Here is a 14956-nt window from a genome sequence, read left to right as displayed (position 1 = left end):
GCAGCGAAAAGCGGATACAGCAACGGCGGGTTTCCCCGCCGTTGCTGGTGAAGCAGTGTCTGGGTTGCCGGCCAGCGGTCGGCACTCCCGTTTACTTGGCTTCAGCCTTGGCCAGCATGTCCTGCACCGAGGCGGTGGTGATCGGGTGGTAGCCCGGCTTGGCCTTCTCGAACGCCTGCTTGGCCAGCTCCAGCCCCTTCGGGGTCTTCACCAGTTCGGCGTAGATCGGCAGGATCAGCTTGCGACGACCGACACGCTCGATGAACGCAGCCGCCGCTTCATTGGCCTGCTCGTAACCGCTGCGGATGGTCAGCGGATACCAGCGCATGGCGATTTCGCCATTCGGGGTACCGGTGAAGTGGAAGGCCTTGTCCAGCGTGGCCAGCTTGTCCAGCGGCTGGGTGGCGCCCAGGCCGTCGATGAAGCGGACCCACTCCTGGGTGCTCCACTCGGCAATCACCTGGCTGCTCGGCACGGTGCCGGCGCTGGCGAAGGCGATGCGCGCGGTGTCCACGCTGCTGAAGTTGCGCGACTGCGCCTTGGCCGCGAACGTCGGAATGCCCGGCTCGTCCAGCCACGCCTTCAGTTCGGCCTCGGTGACCGCCGACGGATTCTTCGGCAGCAGGTTCTTCTTCAGGTATTCGACAAACTGGTCCGTATTCGCGCTCTGGAAGGCATGGTCATCGAACCAGCCGCGCAGGAACGGATCGAAGGTTTCACGGCCGAAGCGCTGTTCCAGGAATTCCAGGAACCACGAACCCTTGACGTAGGCCACCTGGCTCAGGGCTTCGTCCGGGTCACGCTCGTTCAGCGGCGGCAGCGCCAGTGCCTGGTCGGCCGGGCTCATGTCCTTCACTTCCGCCAGCAGATCGGTCTGGTCGATCTGCTTTTCCATCTCGGCCATCTCCTTGCCGTACAGGGCTTCGGTGATGCGGCCCTGGACGTAGGTGGTGAAGCCTTCGTTGAGCCAGATGTCCTTCCAGCTGGCGTTGGTCACCAGGTTGCCCGACCAGCTGTGCGCCAGTTCATGGGCGACCAGCGAGACCAGCGACTTGTCGCCGACGATCACGGTCGGAGTGGCGAAGGTCAGGCGCGGGTTTTCCATGCCGCCGAACGGGAACGACGGCGGCAGCACCAGCATGTCGTAGCGGCCCCAGCGGTATTCGCCGTACAGCTTTTCGGCAGCACCGATCATCTTCTCGGTGTCTTCGAATTCCTTGGCGGCCTTATTGACCATGGTCGGCTCGGCCCAGACGCCGGAGCGGCCGGAGATCGGCTCGAACACCAGGTCGCCGGCTGCGATGGCCAGCAGGTAGGACGGAATCGGCTGCGGCATCTTGAAGGTGTAATCACCGTCACGCGCGGCCTTGGGATCGTTGTCGGCGCTCATCAGCACCATCACGTCCGGGCGCGAGACCACGTGCGCGCTGTAGGTGAAGCGCACGCTCGGGGTGTCCTGCAGCGGCACCCAGGAACGGGCGTGGATCGCCTGCGACTGGCTGAACATGAAGGGCAGCTTCTTGCCCTCGGTCATCGACGGCGCCAGCCACTGCAGGCCCGACGCGGTCGGTGCGGTGTGGTAGGTCACCTCGACCTTGGCCGGCTGCTCCGGGGTTTCGATGGTCAGCTTGCTGCCGAACACCTTGTCCACCGGGGCCAGCACGAACTGCAGCGGGCTGCGCGCGCCGTCGGCGGCGATTGCTTCAACCTTGGCGATGCTCAGCTCGCGGGTGTCCAGCACCAGCTGCTTGGCATCCTTCTGCTTCCATTCCAGGGTGTAGGTGGCGGTACCGCCGATCTGCTTCTGGTCGAAGTCCAGCTTCAGATCCAGTGCGATGTCCTTGACGACGACCTTGTCCGGCTCGGCGTACGAGCTTTCATCGTGGCTGCGGTTTTCGGCGTTCACGGGGGCGGCGGGAGCCTTCTGGGCAGTCGGAGCGGCGGCGGGTGCGGCCGCCTCCTGGGAGCAGCCGGCGGCCAGGGCCACGGCCAGCGGAAGGAGCATCAGCGGATTGCGCATGAATCGGGACCGTTACGGGGATCAAACCCCAATGGTACCTCTCCCCCGCCCGGGAAGCGTTGCGCGGTGCGGGGTAATGGCCGGCCACAGCACTGGTAGTGCCGGCCGCTGGCCGGCAACCCCGTCGCCCGGTGATGGTCCGTGCGGATGCCGGCCAGCGGCCGGCACTACCGGAGACCCGGACTTACAGCTTGTAGCCGGAGTGGATCGAGACGATGCCGCCGGTCAGGTTCTTGTAGTGGCAGCGCTCGAAGCCCGCCTGCCCCATCATCGCCTTCAGCTCTTCCTGCGGCGGATGCTTGCGGATGCTCTCGGCCAGATACTGGTAGCTGTCCGAATCGTTGGCGAACAGCTTGCCCAGCTTCGGCAGGATCTTGAACGAGTGGAAGTCGTAGATCGGCTTGAACCAGTCCGCAGTGACTTCGGAGAACTCCAGCACACGGGCCTGGCCGCCCACCTTCAGCACGCGGAACATCTCGCGCAGGCCGGCATCCTTGTCGGTCACGTTGCGCAGACCGAAGGCGATGGTCACCAGATCGAAGCTGTTGTCCGGGAACGGCAGGGCTTCGGCGTTGCACTGCACGTAGTCCAGGCCGAGCACCAGGCCGCGGTTGGTCAGGCGGTCACGGCCGACCGACAGCATGCCGGCGTTGATGTCGCCCAGCACCACTGAACCTTCGGCGCCAACCCGCTCCTTCAGCAGCGCGGCGATATCGCCGGTGCCACCGGCCAGGTCGAGCACGCGGTCACCCGGCTTCACCTGCGCGGTGGCTACGTAGTAGCGCTTCCATGCCCGGTGCACGCCCATGCTCATCAGGTCGTTCATCAGGTCGTAGTTGCGCGCGACCGACGTGAACACCTGACCGACCAGCTTCTGCTTGTCCTTGGCGTCAACGTCGCGGAACCCGAAATGGGTGGTACCGGATTTGTAGGGGGATTCGCTCATGCCCCTGATTATCGCACCGCCGGGCCCCTGCGGGGAACGCTGGCCGTATCATGGCGCCCCACGACCTACCGGAGCCCCGCATGATCACCACGCCCGACTACCAGGCCCTGCTGCAGACCGCTATTGCCGAAGCCCGCCAGGGGCTGGCCGAAGGCGGCGTACCGATCGGCGCGGCGCTGTACCACAACGACGGCCGCCTGCTCGGCTGCGGCCACAACCGCCGCGTGCAGGAAGGCGACCCGTCCGTGCATGGCGAGACCGACGCCTTCCGCAAGGCCGGCCGCCAGCGCCGCTATCAGGACACCATCATGGTCACCACTCTGGCCCCGTGCTGGTACTGCTCGGGCCTGGTGCGGCAGTTCAACATCGGCACGGTGGTGGTCGGCGAGTCGCGCACCTTCCAGGGCGGCATCGACTGGCTGCGCGAAAACGGCGTCAACGTGATCGACCTGGACAGCCAGGAATGCGTGGACCTGTTGGGCGGTTTCATTGCGCAACATCCGGAAATCTGGAACGAAGACATCGGCGAATGAGCATCCGCCACGCCTGATGAGTTCGCCTTGATGAACGCTTCAGTGCCGGCACAGCCTTGTGCCGGCAGCATCTGCCTGCTTCAACGTGAACTGCTGCGCAGTCAGCTGCATGCAGTCAACACGCGCCACTAACATCCTGCTGCGCAGCCACGTCTAGGGTGGAATGCAACCGGGCCCCCGCCCGGGTTGGAGCCGACCATGCAAGCGCATGCCGTACGTCCTCCCAGCGACCCGGCCCTGGCCGCGATCTGGAACCGACTGCAGCAGCAATACGCACTGCACAAGCGCAGTGCCTCGTTCTGGAGCGCCTACCAGGACATGCAGCAGGATCTGCTGCACGACCATCCCCGCGATCTGGTTCGCCTGTGCAATGCCATGGCCGGTATGGCCGAACGCCTGGGCGCGGTTGAACAGGCACAACTGCTGCGCCATCGCCACGCTGGCTGCACATCGCGCTGACGCGGCATGCACCACCGTTCGGGCCAGACTGTAACGGGCCCCCACTCCCTTTCACCTTCAACCGATTGGATCGTCATGCACGCTGAAGTTCCCGCCATTCCCCCTGTCATCAATGTCGATGCGGAGCTGGATTACTGGCGCCGCCAGCACGCCGATGGCGCACTCGCGCACACATCGTTCGGCACCTATGTGCCGTGGATCAAGTTCGCCTGTGATTCGCTGATCACCCAACCGCGCGCCAGCAATGCCCAGCGCGATGAGCTGTTCCAGACCCAGTACGCCCTGCAGATCATGCCGCGCCTGACCGAAGCGCAGGCCCGCGAATTCGTCGAACGCTGCTGGCAGCATGTGTACCTGGCCAGCCCAGTGCGCAGCCAGGAAGCACCGCGCCTGCGCGCCTGAGTCCACGCCTGCTGCACGGCACCTGCACGGCCATGTGCCGATGATCATCGCCATTCCCGTGGAACGATGACGATGAGCGCAAGGAACCTGTTCAATACGATCGCCAAGAAGGCCGCGGCCGCCACCGGCTCGCCGTGGACCTTCCTGGCCGCGGTGGCGATCGTCGTGCTGTGGGGCATCAGTGGCCCGATATTCAAGTTCAACGACACCTGGCAGCTGGTGATCAACACCGGCACTACCATCATCACCTTCCTGATGGTGTTCCTGATCCAGCACACGCAGAACTCGGACACCGCGGCGATGCAGATCAAGCTGGATGAACTGATCCGCGCCACCGCCGAGGCCAACAACGAGCTGCTGGACCTGGAAGAGCTGGACGAAGAGCGTCTGGAAGAGATCCGCGCTGAGTACGAGAAGATGGCGCGCGAAGCTGGCGACGCGCTCTCGCGTGTACGCGCCTGCCGCACCGAGCGGCGGGATGACGAAGCGGTGTGACCGCACTGACCGGTAGTGCCGGCCGCCGCCCAGCACCTTGTACAGTGTGATGCGGTTGGACTGCTGCGCCAGCTGCGTCTGCAGCTGTGTCTGCTGCGCGTTGTAGGCGGTACGACGTGCATCCAGCAGGGTGACGAAACTGTCCAGGCCGGCGTCATAGCGCGCCTGCGACAGGCGATTGGCCTGCTCGGCCGCTTCCACCAGACGCTGCTGCGAGGCGGCCTGCTCATCCAGGCTGACATTCAATGCCAGCGCATCGGCGGTTTCACGGAAACCGCTCTGGATCGATTTTTCGTACTGCGCCAGCGCGATATCGCGATCGGCGTTGGCCACTGCCAGGTTCGCGCGCAGCTTGCCGCCCTGGAAGATCGGCAAAGTGATCTTCGGCAGGAAGCTCCACACCCGCGTACCGCTGTCGAACAGGCCCGACAGCTCACCCGAGCCACTGCCGATGCTGCCGGTCAGCGAGATGCTGGGAAAGAAGGCGGCGCGTGCGGCACCGATATTGGCATTGGCGGCCAGCAGCTGGTGTTCCGCCGCCATGATGTCCGGGCGCTGCAGCAGCACGTCGCTGGGCAGACCGGCCGGCGGGGGTGCCAGCGCAAGCACCTGCGGCGCGATGCTGTCCGGCAGCAGCACCGGATCCAACTGGCCACCGGCCAGCAGCGCCAGCGCGTTGCGGTCCTGGGCCAGCTGCCCACGCAAGCGCGCGGCATCGGTGCGCGCGGTCTCGACCAGGGTGCGGGTCTGGGTCAGTTCCAGCGCCGAACTGCCGCCACGCTCATGGCGTGCTTCGGCCAGACGCAGCGAATCCTCATAGGTTTTCACCGTTGCTTCGGCGATCGCCAGGCGCTGCTGGTCGGCGCCGTAGGTCAACCAGGCGGTGGCCGTCTCGGCCACCAGGCTCAGCTGCGCGTTGCGGCGGTTGGCGGCTACAGCGAAGTACTGCTGCAGCGCGGCTTCGCTCAGGTTGCGCACGCGGCCGAACAGGTCCAGTTCGAACTCGGCCACGCCGATGCCCGCGCTGAACTGCTCGGTCACCGGTACGTCGCCACCGCGGCGGTCCATCTGCCCGGTCACGGCGACGCCCGGTACGCGGTCAGCGCGCTGCACGCGGTACTGGCCGCGCGCCTTCTCGACGTTGAGCACGGCCACGCGCAGGTCACGGTTGTTGTCCAGCGCCTGGCCGATCACCTGCTGCAGACGCTCATCGGTGAAGAAGTCGCGCCAGCCGACCGCGGCCGCGTCGGCCACTTCGCCCTGTGCGGCTTCCGCCGGCCACTGCGACGGAATGGCCGGGGCCACTGCGGTGTTCTTCGGTGCCAGAGTGCCGCAGCCGGCAAGCGCCAGTGCCGCAGCGATGGAGAGGAACAGAGATGCACTTTTCATGGGGATGACTTCCATCGGTACTGCCGGATGGCAGGAGGTAGTGCCGGCCGCTGGCCGGCAACCTCGTTGGATTCACATCAAGCGATCAGCAGTTGCCGGCCAGCGGCCGGCACTACCGTTTCGAATCAGCCGGTGGTGTTGCGCTTCTTGAACACGCGCTGCACCACCACGAAGAACAGCGGTACGAAGAACACGCCGAGCACGGTGCCGACCACCATGCCGCCGAGCACGCCGGTGCCGATCGCCCGCTTGGCGCCGGAGCCGGCACCGCTGGAGATCGCCAGCGGCAGCACGCCCATGCCGAAGGCCAGCGAGGTCATGATGATCGGGCGCAGACGGTCGCGGACCGCGTGCATCGTCGCTTCGATCAGCCCCGCGCCCTTCTCCAGATGCTCCTTGGCGAACTCGACGATCAGGATCGCGTTCTTGCTGGTCAGTCCCACCGTGGTCAGCATCGCCACCTGGAAATAGATGTCGCGCTCCATGCCACGGAAGGTATTGGCCAGCACCGCACCGAGGATGCCCAGCGGCGCCACCAGCAGCACCGAGGTCGGCACGCTCCAGCTTTCGTACAACGCGGCAAGGCACAGGAACACGATCATCAGCGACAGCGTGTACAGCAGCGGCGTCTGCGAGCCCGCCTGGCGCTCCTGGTAGGACATCGCCGTCCACTCGACGCCGAAGCCCGCCGGCAACTGCTTGGCCAGCTGTTCGATCTCGGCCATGGCATCACCGGACGCCACGCCCGGGGCCGGTTCGCCCTGGATTTCGGTGGCCGACACGCCGTTGTAGCGTTCCAGGCGCGGCGAACCGTAGTCCCACTGCTTGCTGGCGAAGGCGCTGAACGGAACCATCTCACCCTTGTCGTTCTTCACCGACCAGAGATCGAAGTCCTCCGGCACCATGCGGAACGGCTGGTCAGCCTGCACGAACACGCGCTTGACGCGGCCGCGATCGATGAAGTCATCGATGTACGAACTGCCCCACGCGGTGGCCAGGGTGGTGTTGATCTGGTCGATCGACAGGCCCAGCGAGCTGGCCTTGGCCACATCGATATCGATGCGGAACTGCGGAGTGTCTTCCTGGCCGTTCGGACGCACGTTGGCCAGCTTCTTGCTGCCGGCCGCCAGGCCGAGCAGCTGGTTGCGGGCCGCCAGCAATGCCTCATGGCCCTGGCCGCTGTTGTCCTTCAGGAAGAAGGTGTAGCCCGAAGCCGTACCCAGCTCCGGAATGGCCGGCGGCGGGAAGGCAAAGATGAAGGCATCCTTGATCTGCCCCAGTGCAGCCATCGCACGTCCGGTGATCGGCATCACGCCATTGTCGGCGTCACGATCCTTCCAGTCCTTCAGCTTGACGAAGGCCATGCCCGCGTTCTGGCCCATGCCGGCGAAGCTGAAGCCCTGCACCGAGAACACCGATTCGACGGCACCCTTCTCGTTTTCCATGAAGTGCTTTTCGAGCGCGGCGATCGATTCCAGCGTGCGCTCCTGGGTAGCACCCACCGGCGCCTGCACCAGCGCCATCAGCACGCCCTGGTCTTCATTGGGCAGGAACGAGCTGGGCAGGCGCACGAACAGCACGCCCATCAGCAGGAACAGCGCGGCCACGATGCCCATGAACCGCCACGGGCGATGCAGGATGCCGCGCACGCCACGCTGGTAGCTTTCGCTGGTGCGGTCGAAGCCACGGTTGAAGCCGTTGAAGAAGCGACCCGACCAGCCCTTATGGGCGACGTGGTGCTCGCCCTTCTTCAGCGGCTTGAGCATGGTCGCGCACAGCGCCGGGGTCAGCACGATGGCCACCAGCACCGACAACGCCATCGCCGACACGATCGTCGCCGAGAACTGCCGGTAGATCACGCCGGTGGAGCCGCTCATGAAGGCCATCGGCACGAACACCGCCGACAGCACCAGGCCGATGCCCACCAGCGCGCCGGTGATCTGGCTCATCGACTTGCGGGTGGCTTCCAGCGGCGACAGGCCCTCTTCGGACATGATGCGCTCGACGTTCTCCACCACCACGATGGCATCGTCCACCAGCAGGCCAATGGCCAGCACCATCGCGAACATGGTCAGCATGTTCACCGAGAAGCCCAGCACCGACAGCACGCCGAAGGTACCCAGCAGCACCACCGGCACGGCGATGGTCGGGATCAGGGTGGCGCGGAAGTTCTGCAGGAACAGGTACATCACCACGAACACCAGCACGATCGCTTCGAGCAGGGTCTGCACCACGCCCTTGATCGACACACGCACGAACGGGGTGGTGTCGTACGGGATCTCGGCCTTCAGACCGGCCGGGAAGAAGCCTTCCAGTTCCTTCAGGGTTTCATCGACACCGGCAGCGGTATCCAGCGCGTTGGCGCCGGTGGCCAGGGTGACCGCAAGGCCGCTGGCCGGCTGACCGTTGTAGCGGGTGACGAAGTCGTACGACTCGGCGCCGAGCTCGACGCGGGCAACGTCGCCCAAGCGCAGTTCGGCACCGTCCTGCGCGCCGCGCACGATGATGTTGCGGAACTGTTCCGGGGTCTGCAGGCGCGACTGCGCGTTGATGGTGGCATTGAGCTGCTGACCCTTCACCGACGGTGCACCACCCAGCTGGCCGATGGCCACCTGCGCGTTCTGTGCCTTCACCGCGGCAACCACTTCCGGCACCGACATGCCGTAGGTGTGCAGCTTGTTCGGGTCCAGCCAGATGCGCATGGCGTACTTGCCACCGAACACCTGGATATTGCCCACGCCCGGCACGCGGCTGAGACGGTCCACGACATTGGAACCGACGTAGTCGGCGATATCGTTGGCGTCCATGCTGCCGTCTTCGGACACGAACGCGATGACGTTCAGGAAGCCCGAGCTGGACTTGGCCACGTTGATGCCCTGCCGCTGCACTTCCTGCGGCAGCAGTGGCATCGCCAGCTGCAGCTTGTTCTGCACCTGCACCTGGGCGATGTCGGGGTTGGTACCGCTCTCGAAGGTCAGGGTGATGGTGGCCTGGCCGTTGGACGAGCTGTTGGAGGAGAAGTAGATCAGGCCATCAAGGCCCTTCATGTTCTGCTCGATGATCTGCGTCACCGAATCTTCGACCACCTTGGCCGAAGCACCCGGGTAGCTCGCGCTGATTTCCACCGCCGGCGGTGCGACGTTGGGGTACATCGAGATCGGCAGCTTGAACAGGGCCAGGCCGCCGGCGAGCATGATGATGATCGCAATGACCCACGCGAAGATGGGTCGATCAATGAAGAAACGTGCCATGGGGTTCTCCGCTTACTTCGCGCCTGCGGCCGCAGCTGCAGGTTGGGCGGCGGCCGGCTTGGCCGGGGCGGCGCCCTGTTCGGTGGCGTTCACGGGCATGCCCGGGCCGATCTTCTGCAGGCCTTCGACGATGACCTTGTCGCCGGCCTTCAGTCCGTCCTCGACCAGCCACTTGTCGCCGACGGTGCGGCTGACCTTGACCGGGCGCACTTCGACCTTGTTGTCCTTGCCGACCACCATCGCGCTGGTATCGCCCTTCGGATCGCGGGCGATGCCCTGCATCGGCACCAGTACGGCGTCGCTGCGCACACCGCCACCGATCACCGCGCGCACGTACATGCCCGGCATCAGCAGTCCGTCGGGGTTGTCGACCTTGACCCGCAGCGCGAAGCTGCCGGTGGCCGGATCGACGCTGACTTCGGAGAACTCCAGCGTGCCCTTGTGTTCGAAGGTGCTGCCGTCTTCCATCAGGATGCTGACCGGCGTCTGCTGGTTGTCCTGCAGGCGGCCGGCGGCCAGTTCGCGGCGCAGCTGCAGCAGCTCGGCCGAGGACTGGGTCAGGTCGACGTAGATCGGGTCCAGCTGCTGCACGGTCGCCAGCGCAGTTGCCTGGCCGGCGCTGACCAGCGCGCCCTGGGTGACGCTGGACTTGCCGATGCGGCCGCTGATCGGCGCGGTGATGCGCGCATAACCGAGGGTCACGTTGGCGGCATCCAGTGATGCCTTGGCGGCGCCGACATCGGCCTCGGCCTGCTTCTGCGCGGCCACTGCGTTTTCCAGATCCTGCTGGCTGACCGCGTCGACCTTGGCCAGCTCGGTGATGCGCTTGGCACTCAGCCGCGCCGCATTGGCGGTGGCTTCGGCGCGGGCCAGCTGTGCACGCGCACTGTTGGCCTGGGCGCGATAGCTGGCGTCCTCGATCTGGTACAGCGGCTCGCCGGCCTTGACCATCCCACCCTCGGTGAACAGCCGCTTGGCGACGATGCCGTTGACCTGCGGGCGCACTTCGGCCACCAGGAAGGCATTGGTGCGGCCCGGCAGCTCACGGGTCAGGCCGACGGTTTCGGACTTCAGCGTGACCACGCTGACCTGGCCCGGCCCCTGTTCGGGCGCCTGGGGTTGGCCGCCACAGGCAGCGACGGTGGCAGCGATCGCCAGCGACAACGCGAAGGGTCGGATTCGGCTCAGCAACATGATGGGAATGGCTCTTGGAGGGAGGGATCTCAGCAGGTGCTGATACGACGGACCCTCCCCTTGCAGGAGTGAAGACCGCGCGAACAGCGCCCACCCGGGTGGAGTGGGAGCCAGGACAGGCCTGCCACGCACACGACGGGAATGATGGGAAGGAAATATACATACATGCGTGTTTGTTTGTAAAGAAGTACAATTCAGCCACGTTTCACCTGCACCCGTACCCGCTCATGGCCCGCAAAACCAAAGAGGACACCCAGGCAACCCGCGAAGGCATCCTGGATGCCGCCGAAGCCTGTTTCCACGAACACGGCGTGGCCCGGACCACGCTGGAGATGATCGGTGCCCGCGCCGGCTACACCCGCGGCGCCGTGTACTGGCATTTCAAGAACAAGGGCGAGGTGCTGACCGCGATCGTCGAGCGGGTGCACCTGCCCTTCATGCAGGAGCTGGAGCGCACCTCCAGCGACCAGCGCGACACGCCGGTGCATGACCTGCGCGCAGTGATGATCCACTCGTTCATCGAGCTGTCCGAGGACGAGCGCCTGCGCAAGACCATGGAGATCATGCTGCGCAGCGATGCCTCCGCCGACACCAGGGTGCTGACCGAACTGCAGCAGAGCGGTTTCCGCGACGCCCTGGACCGGATGGAACGTGCCCTGCGCCGTGCACAGGACCTGGGCCAGCTGCGCGACGGTGCCGACCCGAAAATTGCCGCGCGCATGCTGCACGCCACCGTGCTCGGCGTGCTGCATGGGGCGATGGTCGAGCCGGACCTGATGGACCTCAAGCGCGATGGCATGCTGGCGCTGGACATGACCCTGGCCGCCTACGTGAAGGAAGGCGTGTTCGTACCGGGTTCGGTGCCGGAGCCGCTGCCGGAGCGGTAGATGCCGACCTTGGTCGGCATGCCATTTGTATGCCGACCAAGGTCGGCGACTACCAGAGCAACGCACCTCAAAGAAAAGGCCGCCTTTCGGCGGCCTTTTCGCATTCCCGGTTACAGGATGTAACGGCTCAGGTCCGGATCCTGCACCAGCTCACCCAGGTGCGCATCGACATAGGCACTGTCGATGACCAGGGTTTCACCATCGCGATCCGGCGCTTCGTAGCTGAGCGAATCCAGCAGTCGCTCCAGCACGGTGTGCAGGCGACGCGCACCGATGTTCTCCTGGCGCTCGTTCACCTGGAACGCGATCTCGGCCAGGCGGTCGATGGCATCGGTGGTGAAGCTGACCTTGACGCCTTCGGTGGCCAACAGCGCTTCGTACTGTTTGGTCAGCGCAGCCTTCGGTTCGGTCAGGATGCGCACGAAATCCGCCTTGCTCAGCGCACCCAGCTCCACGCGGATCGGGAAGCGGCCCTGCAGCTCGGGGATCAGGTCGCTGGGCTTGGCCAGGTGGAACGCGCCCGATGCGATGAACAGGATGTGGTCGGTCTTGATCGTGCCGTACTTGGTGGACACGTTGGAACCTTCCACCAGCGGCAGCAGATCGCGCTGCACGCCTTCGCGGGAGACATCACCGCCAGACGAGCCTGCATCACCCCGCTTGGCGACCTTGTCGATCTCGTCGATGAACACGATGCCGTGCTGCTCGCAGGCTTCGATCGCGGCGGTGCGGATATCGTCCTCGTTGACCAGCTTGCCGGCTTCTTCTTCCTGCAGCAGCGGGCGCGCGGCCTTGATGGTCAGCGTACGCTTGTGCGCCTTGGCGCCACCGCCGAGGTTGGCGAACATCGACTTCAGCTGCTGGCCCATTTCCTCCATGCCCGGCGGGGTCATGATGTCCATGCTGACGTTGGCGGTCAGGTCGAGCTCGATCTCGCGATCATCCAGCTCACCATTGCGCAGCATCTTGCGGAACTTGATGCGGGTCTCGTTGTCCTGGGCCGACGGTTCGTTGCGCGCCGCCTCCGGGTCGAAACCGATGCCACCGCTGCGGCGCGGCAGCAGCGCATCGAGGATGCGGTCTTCGGCGCGCTCTTCGGCCTGCGTGCGCACGCGCACCTTGGCCTGCTCGCGGTAGAGCTTGACGGCGGTATCGGCCAGGTCGCGGATGATCTGCTCGACGTCCTTGCCGACGTAGCCGACTTCGGTGAAGCGGGTCGCTTCGACCTTGACGAACGGCGCGTTGGCCAGCGTGGCCAAGCGACGCGCGATCTCGGTCTTGCCGACGCCGGTCGGGCCGATCATCAGGATGTTCTTGGGCATGACTTCGTTGCGCAGCTCGGGCTGCAGCTGCATGCGGCGCCAACGGTTGCGCAGGGCGATGGCGACCGCGCGCTTGGCGTCATGCTGGCCGACGATGTGCCGGTCCAGTTCCTGCACGATCTCGCGCGGGGTCATGGTGGCGGAGGAAACTTCGATCTTGTGCGGCATGGGTGTGCTCACGGATTCGTTGTCGGTAGCGCCGGGCCATGCCCGGCGGATCGGGAATGCCTGTGACGGTTCCCCGTCACAGCTCCTCGACCACCACGTTGCGGTTGGTGTAGATGCAGATGTCGCCGGCGATGTTGATCGCTTCGCTGGCGATGGTGCGTGCGTCCAGTTCGGTGTGCGCCATCAGCGCGCGTGCAGCGGACAGTGCATACGAACCACCGGAACCGATGGCGATGATGCCGTCCTCCGGCTCGATCACATCGCCGGTGCCGCTGATGATCAGCGAGGTTTCCTTGTCGGCCACGGCCAACAGGGCTTCAAGCTTGCCGAGGCGACGCTCGGTGCGCCAATCCTTGGCCAGCTCCACCGCAGCGCGCTGCAGCTGGCCGTGTTTTTCCAGCTTGGCCTCGAACAGCTCGAACAGGGTGAAGGCATCGGCGGCGGCACCGGCGAAGCCGGCCAGCACCTGGCCATCGCGGCCGAGGCGGCGGACCTTGCGTGCGTTGCCCTTCATCACCGTGTGGCCGAGGGTGACCTGGCCGTCGCCGGCAATGGCCACGTGCTCGCCGCGACGAACGCAGACGATGGTGGTGGCGTGGAAAACGGTGGGATTCTGACTGGGGTCCATGCGGCCTCCGATAGCTGTTCACGGGACATGGGGACAGCCGCCGGAGCGATCAAGCCCGTGCCGATAGCTGCCGTTCAGCGCTTGGCCTGCGAAGGCCGGTCCGGATTCGGCTCAATGCCCCATGCCACGTACCAGTCTTCGCCCTGGGTTTCGATGGGGTGCTGGGTGCGGCCTGAGCCATTGCCACAGGCCAGTGCATCGGCGGCGCAGTAACGGTCGCAGCCCCAGCAGATGCGCTCGGGGTGCTTGGGACGCAGCGGAATGGGCTTTGCCATGGTCGGCATCTCTTCGTGGCCTGCGGCCACGATGCGCCGGTCGCCCCTACGCTGCCCTGACTGAAATCAAGACCACGCTATTCAGGCTTTCCGCTCTTGTCACTGCGGCGCTTCGCGCGCGGGTGCGCGGCATCGTAGACCTTGGCCAGGTGCTGGAAATCCAGGTGCGTGTAGATCTGCGTGGTGGCGATGTCGGCATGGCCGAGCAGTTCCTGCACACCGCGCAGGTCGCCGGAGGATTCCAGGATGTGGCTGGCAAAACTGTGCCGCAGCATGTGCGGGTGCACGTGCTTGAACAGGCCTTGGCGCTGCGCCAGCTGGCGGATGCGGATCTGCACCGCGCGCTGGCTGATCGGCCCGTTGCGGCCAGGGAAAACCGGTGTGGCAGGGCCACCGCCGCTTTCGCTGCGCCAGGTCAGCAGCGCCTCGCGTGCCGGCTTTCCGAAGGGAACGCGACGTTGCCGGTTGCCCTTGCCCATCACGTTGACCAGGCCACTGGCGAAATCCAGATCGCGCCAGGTCAGCGCGCAGACTTCGCTCAAGCGCAGGCCGGACGAATAGAACAGCTCCAGCAGCGCGCGGTCACGACGACCCAGCTCGCCTTCCGGTTCCAGTTCAACCAGCTGCACGGCTTCGTCGGCGTCGAGCACCTGCGGCAGCCGTCGTGGCGCACGCGGCGCCTTCAGCGTCGCTGCCGGGCTGGCCTCGATACGGCCATGCTTGAGCAGCCAGGCATAGAAGCTGCGGCAGGCCGACAGCCTGCGCTGCAGGCTCTTGGCAGATAGACCACGGCGATGTTCGTCGGCAACGAACTGGCGCACCGCGTCGGTATCCAGCGCCTCCACGGCCACGCCGCGGGGTTCGGCCCACACCGACAATGCGTCCAGGTCGCGGCGGTAGGCATCCAGCGTATGCGCCGACATCCGCCGCTCCACCTGCAGGTGCTGCAGGAACGCCTGCACCGCGCTCATCGTCGTCGTTTCCCGC

Annotated in this window: 13 protein-coding genes and 1 pseudogene; 5 read left to right on the top strand and 9 right to left on the bottom strand. The window is 65.6% G+C overall.

The genetic code is table 11. The features are described 5' to 3' along the window. Positions 1-91: 91 nt before the first annotated feature. Together ACQ5SA_RS15890 and ubiE are read right to left on the bottom strand one after the other, a co-directional pair. Positions 92-2020: a M1 family metallopeptidase gene (locus ACQ5SA_RS15890; protein ID WP_353099470.1), complete on the bottom strand. Its 1929-nt coding sequence runs from the start codon at positions 2018-2020 to the stop codon at positions 92-94. A gap of 184 nt (positions 2021-2204) precedes the next feature. Then, positions 2205-2966: a bifunctional demethylmenaquinone methyltransferase/2-methoxy-6-polyprenyl-1,4-benzoquinol methylase UbiE gene (ubiE, locus tag ACQ5SA_RS15885; RefSeq protein ID WP_025877269.1), complete on the bottom strand. Its 762-nt coding sequence runs from the start codon at positions 2964-2966 to the stop codon at positions 2205-2207. Between the two features lie 80 nt (positions 2967-3046). Between ubiE and ACQ5SA_RS15880 the strand changes: the two genes are divergently transcribed. The 4 genes from ACQ5SA_RS15880 (at position 3047) to ACQ5SA_RS15865 (ending at position 4855) form a co-directional block, all read left to right on the top strand. After that, a complete protein-coding gene (locus ACQ5SA_RS15880; RefSeq protein WP_005411083.1) occupies positions 3047-3499 on the top strand; it encodes a nucleoside deaminase in 453 nt (150 codons plus the stop codon). Positions 3500-3697: 198 nt separating this feature from the next. Beyond that, a complete protein-coding gene (locus ACQ5SA_RS15875) occupies positions 3698-3958 on the top strand; it encodes a hypothetical protein (protein ID WP_499314903.1) in 261 nt (86 codons plus the stop codon). 75 nt (positions 3959-4033) lie between these two features. Beyond that, the gene (locus ACQ5SA_RS15870; protein ID WP_089236961.1) at positions 4034-4360 is read left to right on the top strand and encodes a hypothetical protein; all 327 of its coding nucleotides are present in this window, start codon (positions 4034-4036) and stop codon (positions 4358-4360) included. Between the two features lie 72 nt (positions 4361-4432). Further along, positions 4433-4855, top strand: coding sequence for a low affinity iron permease family protein (locus ACQ5SA_RS15865; RefSeq protein WP_230112566.1), 423 nt, complete (start codon positions 4433-4435; stop codon positions 4853-4855). Between the two features lie 9 nt (positions 4856-4864). Here the strand turns inward: ACQ5SA_RS15865 and smeF are convergent. The 3 genes and pseudogenes from smeF to smeD form a co-directional block, all read right to left on the bottom strand. After that, a pseudogene (gene smeF, locus ACQ5SA_RS15860) lies at positions 4865-6259 on the bottom strand (multidrug efflux RND transporter outer membrane subunit SmeF); the annotation flags it as partial. A gap of 110 nt (positions 6260-6369) precedes the next feature. Then, positions 6370-9495 carry a multidrug efflux RND transporter permease subunit SmeE gene (gene smeE, locus ACQ5SA_RS15855; RefSeq protein ID WP_499314901.1) on the bottom strand — a complete coding sequence of 1042 codons (3126 nt, stop codon included), beginning with the start codon at positions 9493-9495 and terminating at the stop codon, positions 6370-6372. Between the two features lie 12 nt (positions 9496-9507). Continuing rightward, complete coding sequence (gene smeD / locus ACQ5SA_RS15850) at positions 9508-10689, bottom strand: multidrug efflux RND transporter periplasmic adaptor subunit SmeD (protein ID WP_099820612.1); 1182 nt, start codon at positions 10687-10689, stop codon at positions 9508-9510. A gap of 227 nt (positions 10690-10916) precedes the next feature. On the opposite strand from smeD, the gene smeT reads away from it, so the two are divergent. Then, a complete protein-coding gene (smeT, locus tag ACQ5SA_RS15845; RefSeq protein ID WP_499314899.1) occupies positions 10917-11576 on the top strand; it encodes an efflux transporter SmeDEF transcriptional repressor SmeT in 660 nt (219 codons plus the stop codon). A gap of 110 nt (positions 11577-11686) precedes the next feature. Here smeT and hslU read toward each other — a convergent pair whose 3' ends face one another. The 4 genes from hslU to xerC all read right to left on the bottom strand — a co-directional run bounded on the left by hslU (position 11687) and on the right by xerC (position 14940). Beyond that, positions 11687-13066, bottom strand: a complete 1380-nt coding sequence (gene hslU, locus ACQ5SA_RS15840) for an ATP-dependent protease ATPase subunit HslU (RefSeq protein ID WP_100553593.1) — start codon at positions 13064-13066, stop codon at positions 11687-11689. Between the two features lie 76 nt (positions 13067-13142). Next, positions 13143-13694: an ATP-dependent protease subunit HslV gene (hslV, locus tag ACQ5SA_RS15835; RefSeq protein ID WP_025877284.1), complete on the bottom strand. Its 552-nt coding sequence runs from the start codon at positions 13692-13694 to the stop codon at positions 13143-13145. Positions 13695-13768: 74 nt separating this feature from the next. Beyond that, a complete protein-coding gene (locus ACQ5SA_RS15830) occupies positions 13769-13969 on the bottom strand; it encodes a DUF3079 domain-containing protein (protein WP_032976581.1) in 201 nt (66 codons plus the stop codon). Between the two features lie 77 nt (positions 13970-14046). Further along, positions 14047-14940 carry a tyrosine recombinase XerC gene (gene xerC, locus ACQ5SA_RS15825; protein ID WP_353100876.1) on the bottom strand — a complete coding sequence of 298 codons (894 nt, stop codon included), beginning with the start codon at positions 14938-14940 and terminating at the stop codon, positions 14047-14049. Positions 14941-14956: the final 16 nt, after the last annotated feature.

The organism is Stenotrophomonas indicatrix, assembly GCF_050573115.1.
In the GTDB taxonomy this organism is placed as follows: Bacteria; Pseudomonadota; Gammaproteobacteria; order Xanthomonadales; family Xanthomonadaceae; genus Stenotrophomonas; species Stenotrophomonas lactitubi_A.
This window is presented reverse-complemented; position numbering and strand designations above follow the sequence as displayed.

Coding starts and splice junctions, on each gene's coding strand:
- ACQ5SA_RS15890 (WP_353099470.1), bottom strand. CDS start 2,020: ATGCGCAATCCGCTGATGCTCCTTCCGCTGGCCGTGGCCCTGGCCGCC.
- ubiE (WP_025877269.1), bottom strand. CDS start 2,966: ATGAGCGAATCCCCCTACAAATCCGGTACCACCCATTTCGGGTTCCGC.
- ACQ5SA_RS15880 (WP_005411083.1), top strand. CDS start 3,047: ATGATCACCACGCCCGACTACCAGGCCCTGCTGCAGACCGCTATTGCC.
- ACQ5SA_RS15875 (WP_499314903.1), top strand. CDS start 3,698: ATGCAAGCGCATGCCGTACGTCCTCCCAGCGACCCGGCCCTGGCCGCG.
- ACQ5SA_RS15870 (WP_089236961.1), top strand. CDS start 4,034: ATGCACGCTGAAGTTCCCGCCATTCCCCCTGTCATCAATGTCGATGCG.
- ACQ5SA_RS15865 (WP_230112566.1), top strand. CDS start 4,433: ATGAGCGCAAGGAACCTGTTCAATACGATCGCCAAGAAGGCCGCGGCC.
- smeE (WP_499314901.1), bottom strand. CDS start 9,495: ATGGCACGTTTCTTCATTGATCGACCCATCTTCGCGTGGGTCATTGCG.
- smeD (WP_099820612.1), bottom strand. CDS start 10,689: ATGTTGCTGAGCCGAATCCGACCCTTCGCGTTGTCGCTGGCGATCGCT.
- smeT (WP_499314899.1), top strand. CDS start 10,917: ATGGCCCGCAAAACCAAAGAGGACACCCAGGCAACCCGCGAAGGCATC.
- hslU (WP_100553593.1), bottom strand. CDS start 13,066: ATGCCGCACAAGATCGAAGTTTCCTCCGCCACCATGACCCCGCGCGAG.
- hslV (WP_025877284.1), bottom strand. CDS start 13,694: ATGGACCCCAGTCAGAATCCCACCGTTTTCCACGCCACCACCATCGTC.
- ACQ5SA_RS15830 (WP_032976581.1), bottom strand. CDS start 13,969: ATGGCAAAGCCCATTCCGCTGCGTCCCAAGCACCCCGAGCGCATCTGC.
- xerC (WP_353100876.1), bottom strand. CDS start 14,940: ATGAGCGCGGTGCAGGCGTTCCTGCAGCACCTGCAGGTGGAGCGGCGG.